This is a genomic window from Sphingobacterium lumbrici, from assembly GCF_006476045.1.
GTDB classification, from domain to species: Bacteria; Bacteroidota; Bacteroidia; order Sphingobacteriales; family Sphingobacteriaceae; genus Sphingobacterium; species Sphingobacterium lumbrici.
On sequence record NZ_SRZY01000002.1, the window covers coordinates 25559 to 49365 of the forward strand.

Consider the following 23807-nt stretch of genomic DNA (forward strand, 5'->3'; position numbering starts at 1 on the left):
TTTACTCAAAAAGTTTCTGAAATTTTCGTCTATCTAATTTATAAAGCCGGGCAGCCCGATAGGAGACTCCGGTTTGAAATTCATCCAGTTCTTTTAAATAGCCTAGATTATTCATTTTCTTACGAAAATTACGCTTATCTAACGCTTCTCCCAGGAGTGCTTCATAAACTTGTTGAAGTTGTGTTAATGTAAATTTTTCGGGCAACAATTCAAAAGGAGCTAAAGAATAAGACAAACGTTTCTTTAACTTTTCTACACTTAATTGAATAATTTCCCGATGGTCGAAGGCTAAATCGGGCAGATTATTAATGGGATACCATTTAGCTTGCTTCATATAAGATGTAACAGGTTTCACCTTATTTTTAACATTCTCGTAGCGTACTAAGGCCACATAGGCAACTGTAAGAATTCTTCCCTCAGGATGTCTTTTTACACCGGCAAATGCCGCCAATTGCTCCAGATAAATGTCTTTAAGTCCGGTATTCTCATAGGAAATACGTTTTACAGCATCTTCCATCTCCTCGTCTTTCTCAATAAAAAAACCAGGTAATGCCCACCACCCTTTATATGGGTATTCATTCCTTTCCGTCAATAATATTTTTAATTGAGCTTCATGAAAGGTGTATATTACGCAGTCAACTGTAAAATGTGATAACAAAACCTTAAAAATTAAGTATTAACAAATTGTTAAGTAACTAGAACTGCAAGCAATATTGCTTAAAAAATGTATAATAAACAAAAAAAATCATAGAAAAATTTAATAGTGTAAGAAATACACACTATATTCGTATGAGCTAAACTAAATTATAGTGAGAGAAATTAACAGAATAGGTGTTTTTACATCTGGAGGGGATGCGCCTGGAATGAATGCAGCCATCAGATCAGTTGTAAGAACTGCCTTATATGAAAATAAAAAAGTAACAGGCATTTATCACGGATACCAAGGGATGATAGATGGAGAGTTTACTAATATGACGAGTCGGTCTGTCAGCTCTATTATAAATAAGGGAGGAACCATATTAAAGTCAGCACGTTGTTTGGAGTTCAAAACCAAAGAAGGAAGAGCAACAGCGTACGAAAACATAAAAAGAGAAGGCATAGATGCCTTAGTAGCAATCGGAGGAGATGGAACCTTTACCGGAGCACAGATATTATCACAGGAATACGATATTCCTGTAATGTGTATACCCGGCACAATAGATAACGATCTTTACGGCTCGGATTATACGTTAGGATATGACACGGCTAATAATACCGTTATTGAGGCGATAGATAAAATCAGAGATACTGCAGCTTCGCACAATAGGGTATTTTTTGTAGAAGTAATGGGTCGTGATTCGGGATGTATTGCGTTGCAGGCCGGAGTAGGCGGAGGTGCTGAGGCGATACTTTTACCCGAAAAAGAAACCGCCATTGCGGAGTTAATCTATTTATTAGAACACGCAGAAGAACGTAACAAAAGTTCCATGATCGTCATTATAGCAGAGGGTGATAAAAATGGTGGCGTGTACAATGTAGCAAAGCATGTCCAAGAAAAATTTGATCATTTTGACATAAAAGTTAGTATATTAGGACATCTTCAACGTGGTGGAGCGCCAAGTAGTTTCGACCGTGTGTTAGCTACACGAATGGGCTACACTGCTGTTAGGGAGTTATTAAAAGGCAATTCAGGCGCTACTGTTGGTATTAGAGGGATAGATATGATTACCACTCCGCTGGAAGAAGCCTTAAATAATAGGGAATTCAAATTGAATGAAGAATTGTTAGAAATTGCGAAAGTAATGTCTATTTAAGGTAAACAGTATGGTTTTAGTTATTTTCACAGGATCACGTTATGCGGATTGGAGGCTTTTAGATAAGGGAAGAGTACTCCATGGTTTTCGAACAGCTGGAATAAACTCATATATCCAAGATGAAAATTTTGTAAATCAGCTTCTGAATAAGAATACACAATTGTTGTATAACGCTGAAAAAATTCGGAAAATATTCTTCTTTGGTGCCGGTGCTTCTTCCAAAGATCGCCAAGATAAAACAGCAAAGATATTTGAAACCTTTTTTACTCATGCGAAGGTAAAAGTAAACCATGATTTAGCAGCTTCTGCCCTATCTACCTTTGGCGATGAAAAAGGCATTATAGGAATAATAGGAAGTGGATCCAATGCAGCTTTCTATAACGGTAAAAAAATCATCGAGAACAACTATGGGTTAGGCTATATTCTGGCAGACGAGGGATCGACAAACTGGTTAGCGCGACAGATATTAAAGGACTTTCTCACCGATTCCCTTCCAACAGGGATACGCGAAAAGCTGTTGATAAAACATGCCATAGATCGAAAAATTATATTGGAAAAGATTTACAACAACCCAAATCCTAATATATTTCTAACGTCTTTTGCTGATTTTATATTGGAAAACAAAAAGGATCATTATATCGCTTCTATTGTAAAAAAGGGGTTGGAAATTTTTGTTAAAACGTATCTGATACCCCTTTCTGATCAATATCCCGATCAAACCATTCATTTTACGGGATCAGTCGCGAACAATTATTCAGATTGGCTGCGGGAGATCGGCGCAGAATATCATTTAAACATAGGAACCATATTAAAAGATCCTATACAAAACTTAGTAAAATATTACATTAATAAAAACTGATAAAAATGAAAATTGGAATTAACGGATTTGGCCGTATTGGCCGTCTAGCATTTAGAGCTGCAGTAAAACGTGCTGATATCGAAGTGGTGGGTATTAATGACTTAGTAGAGCCGGATTATATGGCTTATATGCTAAAATATGACTCGACACACGGCCAATTTGACGGCACCGTAGAAGTAAAAGATGGCAATCTTGTTGTTAACGGAAAAACAATACGCGTAACTGCCGAAAAAGATCCGGCTAATTTGAAATGGAGTGAGGTCGGTGCTGAAGTAATCATCGAATCTACAGGTTTCTTCCTGACGCAAGAGTTGGCTCAAAAACACATCGATGCTGGTGCTAAAAAAGTGGTGATGTCTGCGCCGGCAAAAGATGATACACCTACTTTCGTAATGGGGGTAAACCACAAAGAATTGAAAGCAGATCAAAATATCGTTTCAAATGCTTCTTGCACCACAAACTGTTTAGCGCCTATCGCTAAGGTATTAAATGATAAATTTGGTATCGTAGAAGGCTTAATGACGACTGTACACGCTGTAACAGCGACTCAAAAAACTGTCGATGGTCCATCTGTAAAGGACTGGAGAGGTGGTCGTGGGGCTTACCAAAATATTATCCCTTCTTCTACAGGTGCTGCAAAAGCCGTTGGTTTGGTCCTTCCGGAATTGAAAGGCAAATTAACAGGTATGTCTTTACGTGTCCCTACTGCCGACGTTTCAGTTGTTGACTTAACAGTACGTTTAAATAAAGGTGCTTCTTATGAAGATATTAAAACTGCCATGAAAGAAGCTTCAGAAGGTGAATTAAAAGGTATCTTAGGTTATACAGAAGATGAGGTAGTTTCTTCAGATTTCTTAGGAGATGCACGCACATCTATTTTCGATGCTAAAGCGGGTATTTCATTGAATGACAACTTCGTGAAAGTCGTTTCCTGGTACGATAACGAATGGGGTTATTCAAACAAAATCATCGACCTGGTACAAGAAATTGGAAAATTATAATTCTATTTCTCTTGTCTTATAAAAAATGGAGCTAACAGTGTTAGCTCCATTTTCTTTTATAACAGGATTAGTAATCTATTTTTTTCGTAATGAGTACAGTGCCTTTTCTGACAACCGATTTTTCATTTATTTTATGCCCTGTAAAAATGTAAAAATATGTACCTTCAGAAAGGTTAGACGCGTCCCAATCATTTTGGTAATTCGAATTTTTATACACTGATTTTCCAAATCGATCTATAATATCCAACTCCATCCTGTCAAATAGATAGGTACCAATAACAACGAACGTATCATTTTTATTGTCTCCATTAGGGGTAATGGTATTCGGCAAAAAGAAACCTGTAATTTCAATAGTTATTTTAGCAGGATTAGACCAGTTCTCATTCTTATCCTGAATCTGATAAGTCCACTCGTCAAATCCCGTAAAATTCTCATTCGGTACATAAACAACATCTCCATTCCCTACTAGTTTAATCGTTCCGTATGTAGGATAGGATAAAATATTAACCGTTTCAATGTTTATAAAACTTCCCTCAACATAATCATTGATATAAGGCTTAACAGTTCCTCGGTTATTATATCCGATTTTTATCTGATCGTCCACAGCCACCGGTACCGTTTGTCGGATGAAGATTTTTACCTCAGCTACATTACTCCAAAGGCCACTTTTATCTTTGACTGAATAAAAAAAGGTGTCTTCTCCGTAAACAAGGTTACTAAGGGGATAGTACCAAATCGCATCTCCCTCCACAAAAACTTCACCGTAGCTGGGATGTTCTGTTATACGTATCGAATTGACCTCAATAGTACTGGATCCGGCAGCATCGTTGTCCAAGACATTAATCCGAGCGTTATTTCCCTGAAAAAATATTATCGAATCCACAATCGCCTTTGGTGGTATAGCTACAACAGTTATTGTAGGGTTGTCATCATCGAATGTATTACCCGAAACGTCAAAAATCTCAAACTGATACTTTTCGTCTGTTCCAAATACGAGGGCTGTATTTTCCACATACCCCCTATCAATATCCGATTGATTAACGATGTATGTTGCTGTGTGTATCGTTCCTCCATTCTGTAAGGTAAAAGGAGAAACTAGCATATCAGCTTCTTGTATATTTTTATCACGCAATCGTAGATCTGACACGGCCAAATAACCTGAATGAAGAATTTCAAAGTGATAGACAATTTGATCGCCTAGGGTAAACTGATTATTCTCACCGGTCCCCTTGTTGATAACAGATTTCCTGAGTTGCAAAATAGGTTTGGTGTCGATATCGATAACGGTTTGTTCGTCATCTTCGAAAGAAGTACCTGAAACATCTGTTACGTCAAATTTTCTTGGATTCTTACCCTTTACTACGGCAGAATTGGTAACCTGTTTCTTTATTACATCATCGGCGGTAATCGTGTATCGAACTGTAAATGATACTTCATCTCCTTCTTTATCTAGAAATGTCTTTGGTGGCACCAAATTAGTATTCCCCAGCAATGGATCCTGTACAAAGATGTCTGTTACCGGCACCATGCCTGAATTACGAATGGTAAAGGTGTACTCCAGTAGCTCACCTGCTTCCTGAAAACCGGATTGGTTAGAATCGATATGCTTTACTGTTTTCAAGAGCTGCAATTGCCCTCTTTCGTGATAAGGTTCCAGCAGAAACACATCGGTATTCAATATCATGTTATTACACCCCTCCATACATTCATCGAATACAGTACCCGGAGATACCGCTTCGGTATTACCGGAAGTTGCATCAGGATCGGTGAAATCTCTCGGTCGAACCACTCCCCCCAAAGCATCTACAAATCCATACGTAGCATCCGGTACGTTATTCGCTGTAGCTTTTATCGTAAAAATCAAATGACATCCATTGGGAAGATCTATCGTTCCGTCGACATTATTTGCAACGATGTTCACTGAATGAACGGTACCACAAAAATTCGAAGGAGCGGCTGTACTAATTATGAAACCCTCCGGCAAACTAAACGAAAAAGCACTGTTATTCGCATCCGAAGGTCCGTTATTCTTCACCACAACGGTATAGGTAATGACTTCGTCCAATTCGATCTCCGTTTTATCGGGTTCGATGGAAACAATTTCGAGATCTGCAATTTCAACCGTTGCTGCTTTTACCACACTTTCCTGTACCTGAACGGTATATGACCAGGTATCCATGCCTTTGTTATTTCCAAAGCTGGAAGCACCGTAGTTGTTATTCACACTTTGATTCGATATCGTTGAACGTCGATACGACCCCCATTTGTGGCCATTTTCATCACTAGGTATTCCATCTAGATTTATAAGTGGATCAGACTGTTCTTCCAACAGCCCCGGGGATATTTCACTATCATCCCAATACATAATGGCCGGACCATTCACACTACCATCCGGATTCATTCGTTTTACCAAAATACCTTTGGGATTGATTTCCATATCAAAGTACGGAAAGTGTATTTCTCCTTCTACTGAACCGATCAATATCTCAATGGGATAGTCTCGACCCGGAGGCAAAAGATTTCCGTCCCCGTCCTTGCCATCCCAGATATATTGGTTACTACCCACTGTAGCTTGCATCAATATATCACGTTGTTCAAAAGAATATTGGGGATCTCTTGACCTGATCGTAATTTTATATCTGCCTGCATAATTTGTTTCAAAGCTAATTTTACTCCCTTTCAAATTAACGTGATTAGGGGTTCCCTCACTTCCGGTCAAACTTATATTTTTGATTTCGGCCACCTGGATGGAATTCAACAACCAGGTAGAGCCCCCCGGAACAACCCCTGTACTTGTTGGTGGTAAACCAGGATCAGGCATGGTATATAACATCTTATGCGTGATATAACCATTGTCTACATCCGCAAGTAATGGATTATGGATATATGCGTTATAGCCTTGGTTTGAACTTTTATAACTTGGATTTCCCTCCCCGTCCAGAAACCCGGTGTTATTTACAAAATATGAAAACTGAATGCCATGACTCCCATTCCCATCTACTTTATATACGTATCCGTCTTTGGTCAATACATAATTTACACCATAAAAAGCGCCTTCTTCTTTATCTAAAGATTCACCATTCAAATACAGATTAAGCACATTGGTATATACCCTGCCCGCAATCCATTCTGTATCTGTTGTATTCCTCACCGAAATATCCCAGGCCGCTATCAAGTAGCCTCTATCTGATTGATGCCAAATCCCATCAGCCGGGTTTAACGGAGGAGTGGTTCCACCTGGCTGCACAATTTCACCGGAGGGAGGTATAAACTCTATCCGCCATATTCCTTCTTCATCGACGGGAATCTCACGGGGAGTATAACCTATCCTCGGTCCGGCCAATTCAGCCCCTCGCGTGCTGTACAATCCCGTCGCCATAATACGCCCAACGTCTGAATTATCCGTCATCACTACGCTATTACCTGAAGGAGATGTTACCCGAATTCTTCCATTGCCTACATTTTGCGCACTGGACGCTACCGCTAAGGTTTCGCCGACACGTGCATAAGCATAGTGTGCTCCCAGATCAGAAAATGAAGTATAGCCAACAAAAGGCAATGCACTAAAAAAAGCCCTGTTTCCCCGTACGTCACGTGGATATAAGTCTTTTGAACCATCCGCTAAGATGGTGGTAAACTTTGATATAAATAGAACAAAAAGTACTAATTTAGCTACAATATGCATATTGGCATTAATAATCAAGGCAATACACAAACTTAGACAAAGTTAATTATACCTGCAAGTTTCCCAGGTTAAACATCCGTATTAAGTTTACCCTCACTAATCTGTCTTAGCAAATAGGCTCCAATGAAGAGCAATAGGCTTGTGAATCCAAAGCATTTTATCTAAGTTTGCAGCCTAATTACTATTTGCAATGTCACATCAAGTACCAGAGGATGGCACTCGACTTCCTTTAATGGAAGAGTTTTACACCATACAGGGTGAAGGATTCCATACCGGAAAAGCTGCCTATTTTATCCGATTAGGAGGGTGTGACGTAGGTTGTCATTGGTGCGATGTAAAGGAAAGCTGGAATGCGGAGCTACATCCGCTTACTTCGGCCGACCAAATAGTAGAAAATGCAAAGCAATACCCTTCCAAAACGGTGGTAATAACAGGTGGTGAACCTTTAATATACAACCTGGATTATCTAACCAGAAAGCTGAAAGAAGCTGGAATAAAAACATTTATAGAGACTTCCGGAGCGTATCCTTTAAGCGGATTTTGGGACTGGATCTGCCTTTCTCCTAAAAAATTTAAAGGTCCACGTCCGGATGTGCTAAATGCCGCTGGAGAGCTGAAAATTATTATTTTTAACAAAAGTGATTTTGAATGGGCAGAAGAGCATGCTAAATTTGTCGGGGATCAATGCAAACTATACCTGCAACCGGAATGGTCTAAAGCTTCAGAAATGACTCCTTTAATCATTGACTACGTTAAAAATAACCCTAAATGGGAAATTTCACTGCAAACCCACAAGTATCTGAATATCCCTTAGCAAGAGGTTAAGGTTGATTGTAAAAGTTGAGAGGGTAATAAAACCGAAGGTTTTTCTTTTGCAATTTTGTTAATGCCCCTCTCATTACCTTTCCGCCACTAGCCGTGGCAGGGCTCCTTCTTTCTCCTTGACGAGAAAGAAGCAAAGAGTCAAGGCTGTATCGTATTTGTCGTTCCGGCTACGCGATGATGCAGTGCGCAGCTCTTAGGCCTCCACCGCTCCGTCCCAAAGCAAAGGCTGAGATCTGCTTGGTTAAGTGCTGATTGTACGCTTCTGCAACACATCATCTGCGGCCTGCACGTCCAAATCCGCTAAGGCCGTTTTTTTTAATCAGCTGAGGAATAAAGTAATACTTAAGAATAAAGCACTATCCTTACATACCCGACAAATGTCGCCTTAGCGGGTCGACAATTGCAGGAATGGTGAACCGTCGTGTCGAGCCGGTACAGCGACGAGTTTTTGATTCCTTTTTGCGGAAAAAAGGAATGCCCTGTCGCGGCGAGCGACAAAAGAAATTAGTATAAAACAAACCTTCATTTATTTTAAACACTAAATTACTAAACCTAAGGTATTTATTATTCATTAATGTTTGCCTTCAATGGCATGAATGAGCTCACGATGTTCGGTTATTCATTAATATTTGCCTTCAATGGCATGAATGAGCTCACGATGTTCGGTTATTCATTAATGTTTGCCTTCAATAACATGAATAAGCTCGCAAGCTGCGTTTGTGAATACAACGCATTTTATCTAAGTTTATACCATAAGGCAATTGGTATATGAACCCGACATGATTAAAAAAATCATTAAGCACACAGGGCAATGAGTTTTTTAGTCATCAAAGGCTCCATCTGACAACTAAAAAACAGGAAATAAACAGATGAAACTCTTATTCACGGTCATAAGTTTTTATTTATGCTTTGGTATCGAAGCTAATCTGATATACGCGCAACTTCCTTCCTCAAATAAAAAAGCGCAACAGGCTTATGAAACCGCCAATAAAAATCTTCGCTTACAACAAACAGATCTAGCGGTTTCCTACTTGAAGAAAGCTGTAGAATTGGACCCTGACTTCGCAACTGCATACCAGCAACTGGGCGACATACATCGCCAAACAGAGAATTACGCACAAGCCATAGAATATTATAAAAGTGTATTAAAACTCGATCCTAAACTAACCTCCTTAACTAAATACGGATTAGGGGAATCGCTGCTTAATGAAGGAAAATATCAGGAAGCTCTTACCTATCTAGAAGATTATGCAAAAAATAATCTGACTGAAAAAAGCAGGAGGCAAATAGATAAGTACATCGCCGATTGTCTTTTTGCAATTAAATATACCGAACAAAATACAGTTCATTTACAAAAGCTTCCCACGACAATAAATACATCAGATGATGAGTACTTTCCCAAATTGACGGCTGACAACAAGACAATTGTATTCACGCGGAAAGTAAACAATCAAGAAAATTTCTTCGAAAGTGAATTTGACTCTAACAATTGGTCGGAAGCTAAGAAATTGACGGGAAAGATTAATTCAGAAGCGTTTAATGAGGGGGCACATTGCATTTCACCGGATGGAAAGTACTTGTTTTTTACCGGATGTAATAGACCCAATGGAATGGGAAGCTGCGACATCTATGTTTCCAAAAAAGAAAATGGCGAATGGGGTACGCCTTATAATTTAGGTGCACCAATTAACACAAAGGGCTGGGAGTCACAGCCTGCAATATCTGCCGACGGTAAAACTTTGTATTTTGTAAGCAATCGTACCGGAGGAATCGGAGGCTATGACATCTGGAAAAGTACATTAAATGAGTTGGGAAAATGGGGAAATCCAGAGAATCTGGGAAAAGAAATCAACACGCCCTTTGACGAGAGCGCCCCCTACATTCATGCGGATAATAAAACCTTATATTTTGCATCAAATGGATGGCCTGGTTTCGGAAGGTTAGATTTATTTTTAAGCCATGTAGATACAGCAGGCAACTGGTCACACCCCGAAAACTTAGGCAAACCCATAAACAACCACTATAATCAAACTGCAATCCACGTCAGTATAAATGGTAAATTAGGTTATTTAGCTGCTCAGGACTCCAGCAGGCAGCTAGATATATTTACCTTTCAACTATCACAATTAATCATGCCCGATCCTGTAGCTTATATTCAGGGACAAGTTATCGATGCAGAAAACAACCGTCCATTGGCAGCAAAGGTCAGTGTAACAAATACTGACAACCAACAGGTGGTATATGAAGATATTGCCGACTATATAGATGGAAAATTCATCGCCACCCTCCCCATAGGTTTTAATTATGCTGTCCATATTCAACATCAAGGATACCTGTTTGATTCCAAACAATATGCACTGGACGATCTAAAATTCACTAACGAAAAATTTGAAGCAAATATCCTTCTCCAGCCTATAAAAGTTGGTGGCACGATCACATTAAATAACATCTACTTTGATATCAATAAATACGTATTATTACCTACCTCAAAAAGCGATCTAACACTATTGCTGGCTTTCCTAAAGCTAAATCCGCTTATTATGATCGAAGTCAGCGGACATACGGATAATACAGGCACAAAAGATCTGAATCAAAAATTATCCGAAAACCGAGCGATAGCGGTAGCGAATTATCTATGTGCAAACGGGATTGCTAAAAACAGAATCACAACCCTAGGATTAGGCGACGAGAGACCTATCGCTACCAATGAAACCGAAGAGGGCAAACAACTAAATAGACGAACAGAAATTAAGATTTTGAAATAGTACTATAGCTTGATTATTTTGCCGGATTTCACCGATTCATCGCATGCAAAAGCAATTTTCAAACTATTCAATGCGTCCTCCATCGATTTGGAAAGATCTAAGTCTTCCTGAATTGCGTTTAGAAAGAAAAGCTGTTCGCGGTTACACAATTCCTGATGATCTGGCTCATCCAATAAATCTATCCATTCATCGGATTTTAAAAACTCATTTTTCTCATTGATATCGGCATGGTGTATGCGTATCGATTCCGTTTGCGTATGAGCGGCTATCGAATCCGAATTACCTTGCCGGCTCGCATTATTAGCTACAATAGATACAGAGCCTTTGGGTCCAATCACATCTTTGATAAAAAAAGCCGTTTCACTGACCATTGGCCCCCAACCTGCCTCATACCAACCTACACTTCCATCATCAAAACGAATCTGTAACTGTCCGTAATTATAATTATCCATCGGGATATCATCTGTTAACCGGGCACCAATCGCCGAAACCTGTATAGGTTTGGCATCTGTCATCTGACACATCACATCAATATAGTGTACACCACAATCTACTATAGGACTAAGACTTTCCATTAAATTGCGATGAACATCCCACATATAGCCCCGACTTTGCTGATTTAAATTCATACGGAATACCAAAGGTGTACCCAATTTTCTTCCTTCAGTAATAAAACAAACCCAAGAAGGATGATGACGAAGAATATAACCGACCACCAGTTTTTTATTCGCTCTATTTGCCGCATCGATAATACGTTGAGCTCCTGATACGGTATGCGCCAATGGCTTTTCAATAAACACATGTGCTCCTGCCTCCAGCGATTGAATAGCGTATTGTTCGTGCGTATCAGGGTAGGTAGATATACAAACCGCATCAGGTTTAGTCGCACGTAAGGCAACTTCAAAATTATCAAACAATGGATAGTTTGCATTTAATTTTTCATTTAACGCGATCTTGCTATTCCCGCGTGACACCAAGCCAACTATCTCGAATTGTTCAAAATCATGATAGGCTTTAGCGTGTGATGCTCCCATATTACCACAACCAACTACTAAAATTTGTATTTTATCCATATCGCTCAGTTCTAACCCTTAAAAATGCAACTTTATAGGGGATTCCACAAACAAACTTGTATAAAGTTGCATGAATTGATGGAGTTAATAAATTTTATTATATAAATTCACATTTTGTAATACAATTATGCAAAACGATATTTCTGCTGCCGAACCTTTGATCACGAATACCGCTATGATAGTGGGTATATTAATGTCTATACTGGGATTCGTATTTTACACGTCAAGTTTATCGAACAAATATATCAGAGGCTTTTACAATATTATCCCTCCTTTATTGTTATGCTATTTTCTTCCGGGGATTTTGAATTCGTTTAACATTTTCGATGGTGAAAATTCCCCACTCACAGGTATTGGAAGCCGTTACTTTTTACCAGGTTGTTTAATTCTATTTATTATCAATTTAGATCTAAAGGAAATGTGGGCCTTGCGTAAGCGAGCAGGTTTAATGTTCATAACAGGTACGGTTGGTATTATACTCGGAGGCCCGTTAGCTGTATACCTTACGGCACTTGTAGCACCCGAAATTGTAGGAGGAGCTGGTCCGGATGAGGTATGGCGTGGATTAGGAGCTTTGGCAGGATCGTGGATTGGAGGAAGTGCTAATCAAGTTGCTCTACGGGAAATTCTCCAACCCTCACCTAAACTATTCTCCTCCATTATTGCAGTCGATGTCTTCGTAGCGTACATCTGGATGGCATTTTTACTATACGGTGCAAGTAAATCCAAACAGTTTGACAAATTTTTCAACGCCGATTCAAAAGATGTCGATGCTTTGATGATCAAGATGGATGAAAAATCAAAAACGAATAACCGCATGCCGGAGACAAAAGATTTTATTATCATGCTGGCTTTAGCATTTGGAGGAACAGGGTTAGCCTCTTTCCTTGCAGAGCCCCTTGCCAATTACGTAGCCCAATACTACCCCGGTTTGGAAAAATTTTCATTAACCAATAGTTTTTTCTGGCTTGTTCTTTTTGCGACTATAATCGGTATATCCCTTTCTTTTACTCCTGCTAAAAAACTTGAAAATGCAGGGGCATCCAAAATAGGTACAGTATTACTGTACATGCTTATCGTGACTATAGGCATGCAAATGGATATTCTTGCTATCTTAGATAATCCCGGACTGTTTGTCGTAGGGATCATCTGGATTTTGTTTCACGCGTTGCTGCTCTTAATCGTTGGCAAAATATTCAAAATCCCTTTCTTTTATTATGCGGTAGGGAGTATGTCCAACATTGGAGGGGTGGCTTCAGCTACAGTAACATCAGCCGCTTTTCACCCCTCATTAATATCTGTCGGTGTTATTCTATCGGTGTTTAGTTACGCCATAGGCACATATATGGGTTGGATCACAGCTCTACTGATGCAATTGGTATCTCCTATTTAGAAATATAAGAGCCCTCAATCATCGTTTTCTTCGTCGCAATTAATATTGCTCATCCGCGTTTTATTGGCTATTTTTGAAAAATAAATCTAAATGAGAAATTATACATTAATATACCTTACCCTAACACTATGCTGCTGCTGCTTATCTCCTATTCAGGCGCAGCTCATGAAAGCAAAAGAAATCTTTAACCGGGCCGATTCCCTACGTGGTGAGCTAACACCTCTACGTACTTGTTATGATATTCAATATTATCACTTAGACGTAAAAGTAGATCTTGACAATAAATTTATTTCAGGTTCAAATTTATTCCGGTTTCGGGCTGTAGATGATTTCACAAAACTTCAATTTGATTTATTTGACAATTTATCCATTGATAAAGTAGAGTACGATGGAAAGACACTTCCTTTTAACAGAGAGTTCCATGCTGTTTTTATAGAGTTTCCGAATACCATAGAAAAAGGTAAAATCGACTCCTTTACTGTGTACTATTCAGGAAATCCGATTCAAGCAACCCGAGCTCCCTGGGATGGCGGGTTCGACTGGAAAAAAGACACCAATGGCAAACCTTTCGTGGCTACGGCATGTCAAGGTCTGGGAGCCAGTGTGTGGTGGCCCAATAAAGACCATCAATCTGATGAAGCCGACAGCATATTGATTTCGGTATCTGTCCCAGAGGATCTCATCAATGTCTCTAATGGACGATTAATTAAAACTGAAAACACAAAAGATGGCTATAAAACATACCATTGGAAAGTAACCAATCCTATTAACAACTATAATATTGCGTTAAACATTGGCGATTACGTACATCTAAGCGAAGTCTATGCAGGCGAAAAGGGGAATTTGGATATAGACTATTATATTTTAAGAGAAAATAACCAAAAGAGGAAAGTAAATCATTTGAAAAAGAACGTAAGAGAAACATTGCAGGCATTTGAACACTGGTTCGGTCCTTATCCATTTTATGAAGATGGTTATAAGATTGTTGAAACAGCCCACTTAGGAATGGAACACCAAAGTGCAATAGCTTATGGCAACAAATACCAAAATGGATATTTGGGACGCGATGGCTCGAATACAGGCTGGGGTAAAAAATGGGATTTTATTATTGTGCACGAATCTGGTCATGAATGGTTTGGCAATAACATCACGGCATCTGACCTGGCGGATATGTGGATTCATGAAAGTTTCACAAATTATTCTGAAGCACTATTTATTGATTATTTTTATGGCAAAGAAGCGAGTCAAGCCTATGTTCATGGAAATAGAGCAGGGATACTAAACGACAAACCTCTTCTGGGGCCATATAAGGTCAATAAAGAGGGCTCTGGAGATATGTATATCAAAGGAGGTGTATTGCATAATATGATCCGGACAATCATCGATAATGACGAAAATTGGCGGAATATCCTGAGAGGTTTAAATGAAAAATTTTACCACCGTCAAGTCAATTACCACGACATAGTAACCTATATTTCTGAAGAAACGGGCATTGATTGTACTGCGATATTTGAGCAATATGTTAAACACAGGGGCATCCCTACGTTAGAGATCTCTTTTGATAATTCGGGGCGGTCGTCAGGAAGATGGATTAGCGAAGTAGAAGGTTTTAATATGCCGATTCATATCGGCACAAAAGGGAATAAAAAACAGCTTATAAAGCTTACAAATTCATTCACACGTATAAACATTCCGGGACTGACAAAGGAAAATCTAGAAATAGATACCTATAATTATTATATTGGTGTTTTGATGCAATAAATGACCAATAAAAGCGTTGTCCAATACACTTTACAAGCTTGGAAATAATTGAACAATTTAAGTTGTTTTTTTGCAGGGATACGTTGTTATAAACGATTTTTTTTCACTAGGTTTGCATTTAATTATAATATAGAACAATTCTTACCAAATGGGATTATTTAATTGGTTTACGCAAGAAGTTGCAATCGACTTAGGGACAGCGAATACCTTAATTATTCATAATGATAAAGTAGTAGTGGATGAACCCTCTATTGTTGCTTTTGATCGCTCTACCAACAAAGTAATAGCGATCGGCCGACAGGCTATGCAAATGGAAGGTAAAACACACGACAATATAAAAACTGTAAGACCATTGCGCGATGGTGTTATTGCTGATTTTACGGCAGCAGAGCATTTAATACGGGGAATGGTGAAATTGGTGAATGGTGGTAAATCTTGGTTTTTCCCGTCCCTTCGTATGGTGGTATGTATTCCATCAGGAATCACGGAGGTGGAAAAACGCGCAGTACGCGATTCAGCCGAAATTGCAGGAGCTAAAGAGGTTTATCTGATCCATGAACCTATGGCGGCAGCTGTCGGTATAGGCATTGATGTAGAGGAGCCTGTCGGCAACATGATTATCGATATAGGCGGTGGAACAACAGAGATAGCCGTTATCGCATTATCCGGTATCGTTTGTGATCAATCTATTCGCGTAGCAGGAGATAATTTTGACTCTGACATCGTGCAGTATATTCGTCGTCAGCACAACATCATGATTGGTGACCGTACCGCAGAAAAGATCAAAATCGAAGTAGGTGCAGCTCTTCCTGAATTACAAGAACCACCTGAAGATTTTGCCGTTCAAGGTCGTGACTTAATGACGGGTATTCCAAAACAAATCACGGTATCTTACACCGAAATTGCGCACTGTCTGGACAAATCAATTTCTAAAATTGAGGAAGCTATTTTAAAAGCGTTAGAAATAACTCCACCGGAGCTCTCTGCAGACATCTACCAAACCGGCATCTATCTGACGGGAGGAGGTGCCTTGTTACGTGGACTGGATAAACGTATACAGGCTAAAACTAAATTACCTGTTCACGTTGCCGAAGATCCCTTACGGGCTGTAGTACGTGGCACCGGTATTGCATTAAAAAATATCGGAAGGTTCAAGTTTTTAATGCAATAATATACTGAATAAATCTGCATGAGTTACCGCTCCCACAAAGACATGAACTAAGCTTGGTGATCTCTTGAACACCACTTGGAAATAGATTAAGAAGTAAAAATAACTCATGCAAGCTTCATCGCCGTTTAACGACAATTTATTCGGGTGAAAAACATATATGGGCGCGATATAGAAAAGCATTACTTCTTCTATATCGCGTACTTGTTAAATAACATAATGAAGTAGTAAAGAAACATGAAAAACTTATGGCTCTTCCTGGTTAGATATAATGCCTTTTTTTGGTTCATACTGTTTTTCGTGCTTTCCATTTTTTTAGTAGTACGAAATAACAATTTTCAACGCACCTCCTTCGTAAATTCGTCTAATATCGTAACAGGGTCTTTTTATAAAAACGTAAATTCATGGAAAAGTTATCTCGCATTATCTTCAACTAACGAGGAATTAGCGCTAGAAAATGCCAAATTACGCCAACAGCTGGAAAATTATATCGGTAGGGATACGCTGGAGCGTGTATCTTTCGCTGATTCAATAGATACCGGCAGATATGAATTTATTGTCGCTGCTGTCGTGAACAACAGTATTCATCAGAAAAGTAATTTTTTGACCTTGGATAAGGGGAGTAACGATGGTGTGGAACTTGGGATGGGAGTCATTACCTCTAACGGTGTTGTAGGATCAGTGCTAAATGTTTCACCCCATTTTAGCACCGTAAAATCGCTACTACATCCGGACACAAAAATATCAGTTACCTTAGATAGCACAGCAGACGCTTTTGGCTCTTTAGTTTGGGGTAACAATACAGACTCACGCTACGCAATGATTCGGGATATTCCCAATCACATAAAAGTTTATACAGGACAGGCAGTGTTTACTTCAGGATATTCTACATTATATCCTAAGGGTATCAAAGTAGGACACATTGTTGAATCCGGAATTACATCCGGAGAAAGTTTTAAGGACATACGCATTTTATTGACTACAAATTTTTCAAATCTTAGTCATGTGTATATTGTAAAAGACAAATTAGCTATTGAAAAAATAGAACTCGAAGCGACAAATAAAGACAATGGGTAGAATTATAATTAACAATATAATACGTTTTGTGATTTTAATAATGCTTCAGGTTGCATTATTTAAGAACATAGGGTACTATAATTTAGCTACCCCATTCCCTTATATTTTATTTCTATTCCTTCTGCCCATCGGCACTCCCAATCTCGTACTGTATGCTATTGCTTTCCTTACAGGACTTACCGTAGATGCGTTTTACGACACGATCGGCATCCATGCTGCAGCTTGTGTAGCATTTGTTTGGCTTAGGATATTTTTTCATAAGATTACCTTAGAAGCAGATGTCGTGAACTCGTTCGAAACACCTACCTGGAGTGAGATGGGATTCAAATGGTACAGTACTTACATCGTATTGGGGACTTTGGCACATCACCTTGTACTGTATTTGGTCGAAGTATTCTCTTTCCAAAATATACTTTATACCTTAACGAGTGTTGGGTTAAGCAGTGTATTTACCATTGTAGTAATTTTTATAATAGGAGTGCTTACATACAAACGCAAATCGCGTTTGGGAATTTAATAGATTCATGAATAGTTTTTTTGAGCGAAAATTTGTCATACAAGGAATATTTATCGCAATAGCACTAGTTATTGTAGCTCGATTATTTTATTTGCAAATCATTGATGATTCCTTTTTGTTATCTGCAAACAATAATGTCTTACGTAAAGTAATCGTTTATCCGGCACGTGGTATTATTTTAGATAGAAATGGTAAAGTCATTGTTCAAAACGAGCCTGTATATGACCTCTTAGTTACCCCTAGAGAGGTAAAAGATATTGATACGGCATTGCTATGCCAACTCATCCACATCGACATGGAAGGCTTTAAAAGCCGTATAGCAAAAGCTCGTGCGCACTCACCCTATCGTGCATCGCCGTTCGAAAAACTAATTTCTTCCGAAACCTATGCACGTCTACAAGAACATTTGCATAAGTTCAGAGGCTTTTACGTCCAGAATAGAACTGTTCGAAGCTATCCCGATAGCATTGCCGCTCAGTTTTTGGGATACATCCAAGAAGTAAATGACAAGGATATTGAACGGTCGAATGGTTTTTATAAACCTGGCGATTACATTGGTGCCAGCGGTGTTGAACGCTCGTATGAAGAGTTGCTAAGAGGAAGCCGGGGTGTCAAAAACCTGATGGTAGATGCATTGAACAGACCCAAAGGCGTATTTATGGAAGGTAAATACGATACATTGGCTGTTTCTGGGGATGGACTTGTATCCTCTTTAGATATTGAATTGCAAATATTGGCCGAACAGCTTATGAGGAATAAGCTTGGATCTGTAGTCGCTATCGAACCATCTACCGGAGAGATTCTCACGTTTGTCAGCAGTCCGTCTTATGATCCTAATCTCATGGTAGGAAAAGACCGAGGCAACAACTACATGGACCTGCTCAACGATCCGACCAAGCCCATGTTCATCCGGCCTATTCAAGCTTCTTACCCCCCGGGATCTGTTTTTAAAGTAGTGGCAGCACTTACTGCCCAACAAGCCGGCGTGATCGATCAGAACACTGTATTTTTCTGTCCCCATGGCTATTTTGTAAATGGTGCACGTATGGCCTGCACACATTATGACGGTCCTACAAGCCTTATAAAATCCATACAGATGTCGTGCAACACCTATTACGGCCATGTCTATGCAAGAATGTTGGATTCGCGAGGAATGCCAACACCGCAGGCTTACGATCTATGGCGCGAAGGATTGTTGAAATTTGGGTTAGGACATCCTTTGGGTATCGACTTGCCTGGAGAAAAAGGCGGCAACGTCTATCCGTCTACTTATTTTACCAAAAGATTCAAAAGCGACAAGTGGAAATCGACTTATAATATTTCACAATCTATCGGACAGGGAGAATTAGGTATTACTCCGCTACAAATGGCTAATGTTATGGCTATCGTAGCGAATAGGGGTTTTTACTATAGACCTCACCTGATCAAGGGTATTGGTGAGAAGAAAATTGTCAAAGAAGAGTTTACCGAGAAAATACACGCAGGTGTCGATGCTAAATACTACGAACCCGTCATTGAAGGGATGAGTCGTGCTGTTAATATGGGTGGGACGGCCGCTAGCGTACGCATCGCCGGAATTGAAATGTGCGGAAAGACAGGGACGGTTCAGAATCCACATGGAAAAAATCATGCGGTATTTTTCGCATTTGCTCCCCGGGAAAATCCAAAGATAGCGATTGCCGTATTCATTGAAAATGCAGGATATGGTGGTACATGGGCAGGTCCAATTGCCAGCATGCTCATCGAAAAGTATATAAACGACACAATCACCTTACCGAAGTATATTCAAGATCGTATATATAATGAAAACCTGTTGCCTAAGGTGGAGAAGAAAGAGTCAGCAATAAAAAAGAATCCGACAACCATCAAAAAAGACAGTGGCAAAGTACAAAAACAAATTGCACAGACCACGGATAAAAAAGAACTTTTAGTACACCACAGCCAAGTTAGAAGAACGCATGAATAAACTACAGAACAACAGCTTTCTTGGTCGGATAGATTGGATTACAATAGGTCTGTGGTTTCTATTATGTCTGATTGGATGGTTTAATATTCATGCTGCTGTATTTGATCCCGAGCATCCCGGTCTCTTCAATTTGGAAACAAATTACGGAAAACAATCTATTTTCATTTTTACAGCAGTCATTATCGGATTTTGTATTCTTATCATCGACTCCCGGTTCTTTATTTCCATCACTCCTATCCTCTACATTATTGTTATTCTATTGTTGGTTGCTGTATTAGTCGTCGGTCGAAATGTGGGCGGTAACCAAGCCTGGATTCCCATCGGAAGCTTTAGATTACAACCCTCCGAATTTGGAAAATTAGTTACTTGCCTATTGTTGGCTTACTATCTTAATACGCAAGCTAGTAAAACCCCAAATAAAAAAACATTACTCATTGGAGCCTGTGTTGTCCTGTTTCCCGTCGGATTGGTGATGCTACAGCCCGACACAGGTTCTGCCTTAGCTTTTTTCTCTTTAGTTTTTGTCTTTTATAGAGAGGGGTTTCTTAGTAACCTTGTCTTGATTTTGGGAGCACTTGCTATTTTACTTTTTGTATTGGCTCTATTGATAAATCAGTGGATATTGGTTGGAGTTATTGCTTTGGTGGCATTGTTTTTCATGTTATTATTCCGTAAACGTAGAAAGAACATGATCAACGTAGGCGTATTATTCATAGCCTCCTCTGTTTATATTCTAGGAGTAGATTTTGCTTATGAGCAAATATTACAGCCCCACCAAAGGAACCGTATCGATATTATTTTAGGAAAAATGGATGATCCAAGAGGGCAAGGCTATAATTTAAATCAATCCAAAATAGCTATCGGATCAGGGCAACTTTTTGGCAAAGGCTATCTTCAAGGCACGCAAACGAAATATAACTTTGTGCCTGAACAAAGTACGGATTTTATTTTTTGCACGATAGGCGAAGAATGGGGGTTTGCAGGGTCGGTGTTCCTTATTTGTATTTACCTTACGCTATTGCTGCGAATCGTCAATATCGCTGAACGACAGCGCACCACCTTTGCACGGATATATGCGTATGGTGTAGCTTCTATACTGTTCTTCCATTTTTTTATCAATATCGGGATGACAATAGGTATTGTTCCCGTAATCGGTATTCCACTTCCATTTATAAGCTACGGTGGATCGTCCTTGTGGAGTTTTACAATATTATTATTTATTCTGCTTCGTTTTGATTCGACCCGCAAAGGCCTGAGTCAAATCTAAATTCTATCCAAGACCCAACGAATAGCATTATCGATAATTTCTTGCGGATTTTCACAAAACTGCTCATTAACCCGACTCGCTAAAATTGCATTTATCGAAATCGCATGGTGACCAAACATATTGGCCAAAGCATACATACCTGCGGTCTCCATTTCTAAATTAGTGATTTGTCTGCCCTCCAAGGAAAAGACATTTGCTGTCTTTATCAAATCGGGATATACGTTATGAGAACGAACATTCCGCCCTTGGGGACCATAAAATCCCGGAACCGTCATCGTTATACCGTGTGGCAAATCCTTTGCAAATTTCTCCATTAACCTTTCACTTGCCATCCCTACATAAGGGCTGAAACTCAATTTTGGAAATTGTAGTGCAATTTCCTCTTTTATCCGAAGTTCAATAGCGGTATATGGCTTGATATAATATTGCATTAGCGCGTCAAAACCTATTGCATATTCACTCGCAAGGATAGTTCCTATTGCAATATTCCCCTGAATCGAACCTGAAGTGCCAATACGGATAATGTCTAATGATGTCAGCTCGGATTTCAGCGCCTTGGTCGTGAAATCGATATTTACCAGTGCATCAATTTCATTAATAACAATATCAATATTATCAGTTCCAATTCCCGTAGAGATAACGGAAATACGCCTACCCCGCAATGTTCCGGTATGTGTAATAAACTCTCGCTTACCTTTTTTTACTTCTAACGTATCAAAGTACTGAGACACAACAGATACCCGATCGGGGTCTCCAACGAAAATTATTGTTTCCGCTAAGTCTTCCGGCTTTAGATTTAAATGGTAAATACTCCCATCCCCATTTAATATCAATTCTGAATCAGCTATCATATCGTATATAAATAAGAGGCTTTAACACCTTGTAAATTTTCCATTTTCTTTATCACAACATTTACTTGTAATTTACGGATTTCTATCTTTATAATACAATTATTATCAAAATATTGATCCACAATCACGATTTGTTCGTCTTTCAAAATACGCATTATTTCATTCATCTGTAAATATTCGAACGTCACCTTATATACGTCATTAACTGTTTTCTCTACGATATCTGCTTCAGCCAAAGCTTCTAATGTAGCGGCTTTATACGCATGTATAAGTCCGGGTACACCCAACAACGTACCGCCAAAATAACGCACTACTACAACCAAAACATTGGTAATGTCTTTAGAAAGCAACACATTCAATATTGGTCGTCCCGCTGTCCCTGAGGGCTCACCATCATCATTGATGCGGAATACATTCCGATCGGGTGTAAGTCGATAGGCCCAGCAATGGTGACGTGCTTTCGGATGTAAGGCCTTAAGCGCAGCAACGATATCCTTCAATTTAGACTCATCTTTAAAGGGATAAGCATAGGCAATAAATTTACTGCCCTTGTCTCTAAATATACCTTCCACTCCCGCTTCGATTGTGTAGTATGTATCTTCAAATAAACTCACAGATATGCAATTAATAAAACCGATATGATGGCTAAAAATAATCCGATTTGATTGATTTTGCTTAACTTTTCTTTAAAAAGTACAATCCCAACTATACCACCTAATACAATAACACCGATATTCATAGCGGTAAATACAATAGAAGGATTATCCGGAAGTGCGCGATGTGCCTTCATATAAAGATATATATTTCCAAAATTAAATACCCCCAACAACAATCCCCAACCTATGGCATTTTTATCTAGGTTTCTCTTCAAAATTCCTACTTGATAAGCCAAAATTCCAAATGCAACCAACATAGAAAGCACAAATACAATAAACATAGACGTGAGATAAGGCACTCCGCTATGTTGCGCTATTTGCTTAAATAAGACATCTATAATTCCCATCCCCAGAAATACGACGAAGGGATAAATCCATACATTCTTCTGCGTATCGTTTACCTGTTTATTCCAGCTGATTGAAAATACAATTGCTACCAGCCCTACACCAATTCCAATCATTTTAGTCCATACCACTGCTTCTCCAAATACAACAAAAGATGCTATCAAGGGAATAAATAAGGACAGTCTCTGTGCTATATCAGTCTTGACAATACCACTTGTTCGGATAGCTAACGCAATAAAAATGAACAAGGTTGGCAATAATATTGCCAAGGGAATATAGATCATCAAAGGCCACTGTTGTATAGTAGTATTTGATAAATCCGGTTTGAGAAGAAAATAGGTCATTAAAACAGCAATAGGATAATTCCATAATACCAATTGCTGGGTATCCACTTGTCTGGATCGGGCTATTTTAATTACAATAGAAACGGTTACGCTAAAAATTACACTTAAAAATACATATATCATTTATAAAATCATTAGATTTCAATAGTACAAAAAATCTACAAATTAAGGAGGTAAATTATTCCAAATCCTATTCTTTTTTCGGTTGATACAAATATTTAACCCCTATTTACAGGCCAAAACAACCAACAATAACCTTAATATAAACACAATAAAATAACAAAATAAACAACTATTTTTATAACATTTTTTTAATAAAAAAAACACATTACAAACATCAAAAAAACCATTAAAAAAAACACTATATAAAAAATAAAAAATTAATTAACAGATACTTAACTAAAATATAATATAAAAAATAACACAAAAAAAACACTTATTTTTTAACATGAAAAAACAAA

At 38.8% G+C, this 23807-nt stretch carries 18 protein-coding genes; 12 read left to right on the top strand and 6 right to left on the bottom strand.

Annotation, left to right across the window (positions count from 1 at the left end):
• Position 1 precedes the first annotated feature (1 nt).
• Complete coding sequence (locus E4F24_RS00475; RefSeq protein ID WP_140936644.1) at positions 2-658, bottom strand: NUDIX hydrolase; 657 nt, start codon at positions 656-658, stop codon at positions 2-4.
• Between the two features lie 151 nt (positions 659-809).
• Between E4F24_RS00475 and pfkA the strand changes: the two genes are divergently transcribed.
• From pfkA to gap, 3 genes are read left to right on the top strand one after another with little or no spacing between them, the layout of a single operon-like run.
• Positions 810-1793: a 6-phosphofructokinase gene (pfkA, locus tag E4F24_RS00480; protein WP_140936645.1), complete on the top strand. Its 984-nt coding sequence runs from the start codon at positions 810-812 to the stop codon at positions 1791-1793.
• Positions 1794-1803: 10 nt separating this feature from the next.
• On the top strand, positions 1804-2652 hold the full coding sequence (locus tag E4F24_RS00485) for a hypothetical protein (RefSeq protein WP_140936646.1): 849 nt from the start codon (positions 1804-1806) through the stop codon (positions 2650-2652).
• A gap of 5 nt (positions 2653-2657) precedes the next feature.
• Positions 2658-3653 (top strand): type I glyceraldehyde-3-phosphate dehydrogenase, encoded by a 996-nt coding sequence (gap, locus tag E4F24_RS00490; protein ID WP_140936647.1) that lies wholly within the window; start codon positions 2658-2660, stop codon positions 3651-3653.
• A gap of 67 nt (positions 3654-3720) precedes the next feature.
• Here the strand turns inward: gap and E4F24_RS00495 are convergent, their stop codons facing one another.
• Positions 3721-7338, bottom strand: coding sequence for a DUF7507 domain-containing protein (locus tag E4F24_RS00495; RefSeq protein ID WP_140936648.1), 3618 nt, complete (start codon positions 7336-7338; stop codon positions 3721-3723).
• A 190-nt stretch (positions 7339-7528) separates the two neighbouring features.
• Here E4F24_RS00495 and E4F24_RS00500 point away from each other — a divergent pair, with 190 nt between their 5' ends.
• Both E4F24_RS00500 and E4F24_RS00505 read left to right on the top strand, forming a co-directional pair.
• Positions 7529-8152: a 7-carboxy-7-deazaguanine synthase QueE gene (locus E4F24_RS00500; RefSeq protein ID WP_140936649.1), complete on the top strand. Its 624-nt coding sequence runs from the start codon at positions 7529-7531 to the stop codon at positions 8150-8152.
• Positions 8153-9032: 880 nt separating this feature from the next.
• A complete protein-coding gene (locus E4F24_RS00505; RefSeq protein ID WP_140936650.1) occupies positions 9033-10928 on the top strand; it encodes an OmpA family protein in 1896 nt (631 codons plus the stop codon).
• A 2-nt stretch (positions 10929-10930) separates the two neighbouring features.
• Here the strand turns inward: E4F24_RS00505 and E4F24_RS00510 are convergent, their stop codons facing one another.
• Positions 10931-12001 carry a Gfo/Idh/MocA family protein gene (locus tag E4F24_RS00510; RefSeq protein WP_140936651.1) on the bottom strand — a complete coding sequence of 357 codons (1071 nt, stop codon included), beginning with the start codon at positions 11999-12001 and terminating at the stop codon, positions 10931-10933.
• Positions 12002-12128: 127 nt separating this feature from the next.
• Between E4F24_RS00510 and E4F24_RS00515 the strand changes: the two genes are divergently transcribed.
• From E4F24_RS00515 to rodA, 7 genes are all read left to right on the top strand, one after another.
• The gene (locus E4F24_RS00515; protein WP_140936652.1) at positions 12129-13394 is read left to right on the top strand and encodes a DUF819 family protein; all 1266 of its coding nucleotides are present in this window, start codon (positions 12129-12131) and stop codon (positions 13392-13394) included.
• Between the two features lie 90 nt (positions 13395-13484).
• The gene (locus tag E4F24_RS00520) at positions 13485-15155 is read left to right on the top strand and encodes a M1 family metallopeptidase (protein WP_140936653.1); all 1671 of its coding nucleotides are present in this window, start codon (positions 13485-13487) and stop codon (positions 15153-15155) included.
• A gap of 148 nt (positions 15156-15303) precedes the next feature.
• On the top strand, positions 15304-16326 hold the full coding sequence (locus tag E4F24_RS00525) for a rod shape-determining protein (RefSeq protein ID WP_140936654.1): 1023 nt from the start codon (positions 15304-15306) through the stop codon (positions 16324-16326).
• A 234-nt stretch (positions 16327-16560) separates the two neighbouring features.
• Complete coding sequence (gene mreC / locus E4F24_RS00530) at positions 16561-17400, top strand: rod shape-determining protein MreC (RefSeq protein WP_140936655.1); 840 nt, start codon at positions 16561-16563, stop codon at positions 17398-17400.
• Positions 17393-17917 carry a rod shape-determining protein MreD gene (locus tag E4F24_RS00535; RefSeq protein ID WP_140936656.1) on the top strand — a complete coding sequence of 175 codons (525 nt, stop codon included), beginning with the start codon at positions 17393-17395 and terminating at the stop codon, positions 17915-17917. Before mreC ends, E4F24_RS00535 begins: the two co-directional genes overlap by 8 nt.
• Positions 17918-17924: 7 nt before the next feature.
• Positions 17925-19883: a penicillin-binding protein 2 gene (gene mrdA / locus E4F24_RS00540; RefSeq protein WP_140936657.1), complete on the top strand. Its 1959-nt coding sequence runs from the start codon at positions 17925-17927 to the stop codon at positions 19881-19883.
• Entirely contained in the window at positions 19876-21150 is a 1275-nt protein-coding gene (rodA, locus tag E4F24_RS00545; RefSeq protein WP_140936658.1) for a rod shape-determining protein RodA, read from the top strand. Before mrdA ends, rodA begins: the two co-directional genes overlap by 8 nt.
• Here rodA and E4F24_RS00550 read toward each other — a convergent pair.
• The 3 genes from E4F24_RS00550 to E4F24_RS00560 are packed head-to-tail and all read right to left on the bottom strand — an operon-like array spanning position 21147 to position 23469.
• Positions 21147-22001: a nucleoside phosphorylase gene (locus E4F24_RS00550; RefSeq protein ID WP_140936659.1), complete on the bottom strand. Its 855-nt coding sequence runs from the start codon at positions 21999-22001 to the stop codon at positions 21147-21149. The genes rodA and E4F24_RS00550 overlap by 4 nt on opposite strands.
• Positions 21998-22615 (bottom strand): IMPACT family protein, encoded by a 618-nt coding sequence (locus tag E4F24_RS00555; protein ID WP_140936660.1) that lies wholly within the window; start codon positions 22613-22615, stop codon positions 21998-22000. Before E4F24_RS00555 ends, E4F24_RS00550 begins: the two co-directional genes overlap by 4 nt.
• Positions 22612-23469 carry a DMT family transporter gene (locus E4F24_RS00560; protein ID WP_140936661.1) on the bottom strand — a complete coding sequence of 286 codons (858 nt, stop codon included), beginning with the start codon at positions 23467-23469 and terminating at the stop codon, positions 22612-22614. Before E4F24_RS00560 ends, E4F24_RS00555 begins: the two co-directional genes overlap by 4 nt.
• Positions 23470-23807 lie beyond the last annotated feature (338 nt).

Coding starts and splice junctions, on each gene's coding strand:
- E4F24_RS00485 (WP_140936646.1), top strand. CDS start 1,804: ATGGTTTTAGTTATTTTCACAGGATCACGTTATGCGGATTGGAGGCTT.
- gap (WP_140936647.1), top strand. CDS start 2,658: ATGAAAATTGGAATTAACGGATTTGGCCGTATTGGCCGTCTAGCATTT.
- E4F24_RS00495 (WP_140936648.1), bottom strand. CDS start 7,338: ATGCATATTGTAGCTAAATTAGTACTTTTTGTTCTATTTATATCAAAG.
- E4F24_RS00500 (WP_140936649.1), top strand. CDS start 7,529: ATGTCACATCAAGTACCAGAGGATGGCACTCGACTTCCTTTAATGGAA.
- E4F24_RS00505 (WP_140936650.1), top strand. CDS start 9,033: ATGAAACTCTTATTCACGGTCATAAGTTTTTATTTATGCTTTGGTATC.
- E4F24_RS00510 (WP_140936651.1), bottom strand. CDS start 12,001: ATGGATAAAATACAAATTTTAGTAGTTGGTTGTGGTAATATGGGAGCA.
- E4F24_RS00515 (WP_140936652.1), top strand. CDS start 12,129: ATGCAAAACGATATTTCTGCTGCCGAACCTTTGATCACGAATACCGCT.
- E4F24_RS00520 (WP_140936653.1), top strand. CDS start 13,485: ATGAGAAATTATACATTAATATACCTTACCCTAACACTATGCTGCTGC.
- E4F24_RS00525 (WP_140936654.1), top strand. CDS start 15,304: ATGGGATTATTTAATTGGTTTACGCAAGAAGTTGCAATCGACTTAGGG.
- mreC (WP_140936655.1), top strand. CDS start 16,561: ATGAAAAACTTATGGCTCTTCCTGGTTAGATATAATGCCTTTTTTTGG.
- E4F24_RS00535 (WP_140936656.1), top strand. CDS start 17,393: ATGGGTAGAATTATAATTAACAATATAATACGTTTTGTGATTTTAATA.
- mrdA (WP_140936657.1), top strand. CDS start 17,925: ATGAATAGTTTTTTTGAGCGAAAATTTGTCATACAAGGAATATTTATC.
- rodA (WP_140936658.1), top strand. CDS start 19,876: ATGAATAAACTACAGAACAACAGCTTTCTTGGTCGGATAGATTGGATT.
- E4F24_RS00550 (WP_140936659.1), bottom strand. CDS start 22,001: ATGATAGCTGATTCAGAATTGATATTAAATGGGGATGGGAGTATTTAC.
- E4F24_RS00560 (WP_140936661.1), bottom strand. CDS start 23,469: ATGATATATGTATTTTTAAGTGTAATTTTTAGCGTAACCGTTTCTATT.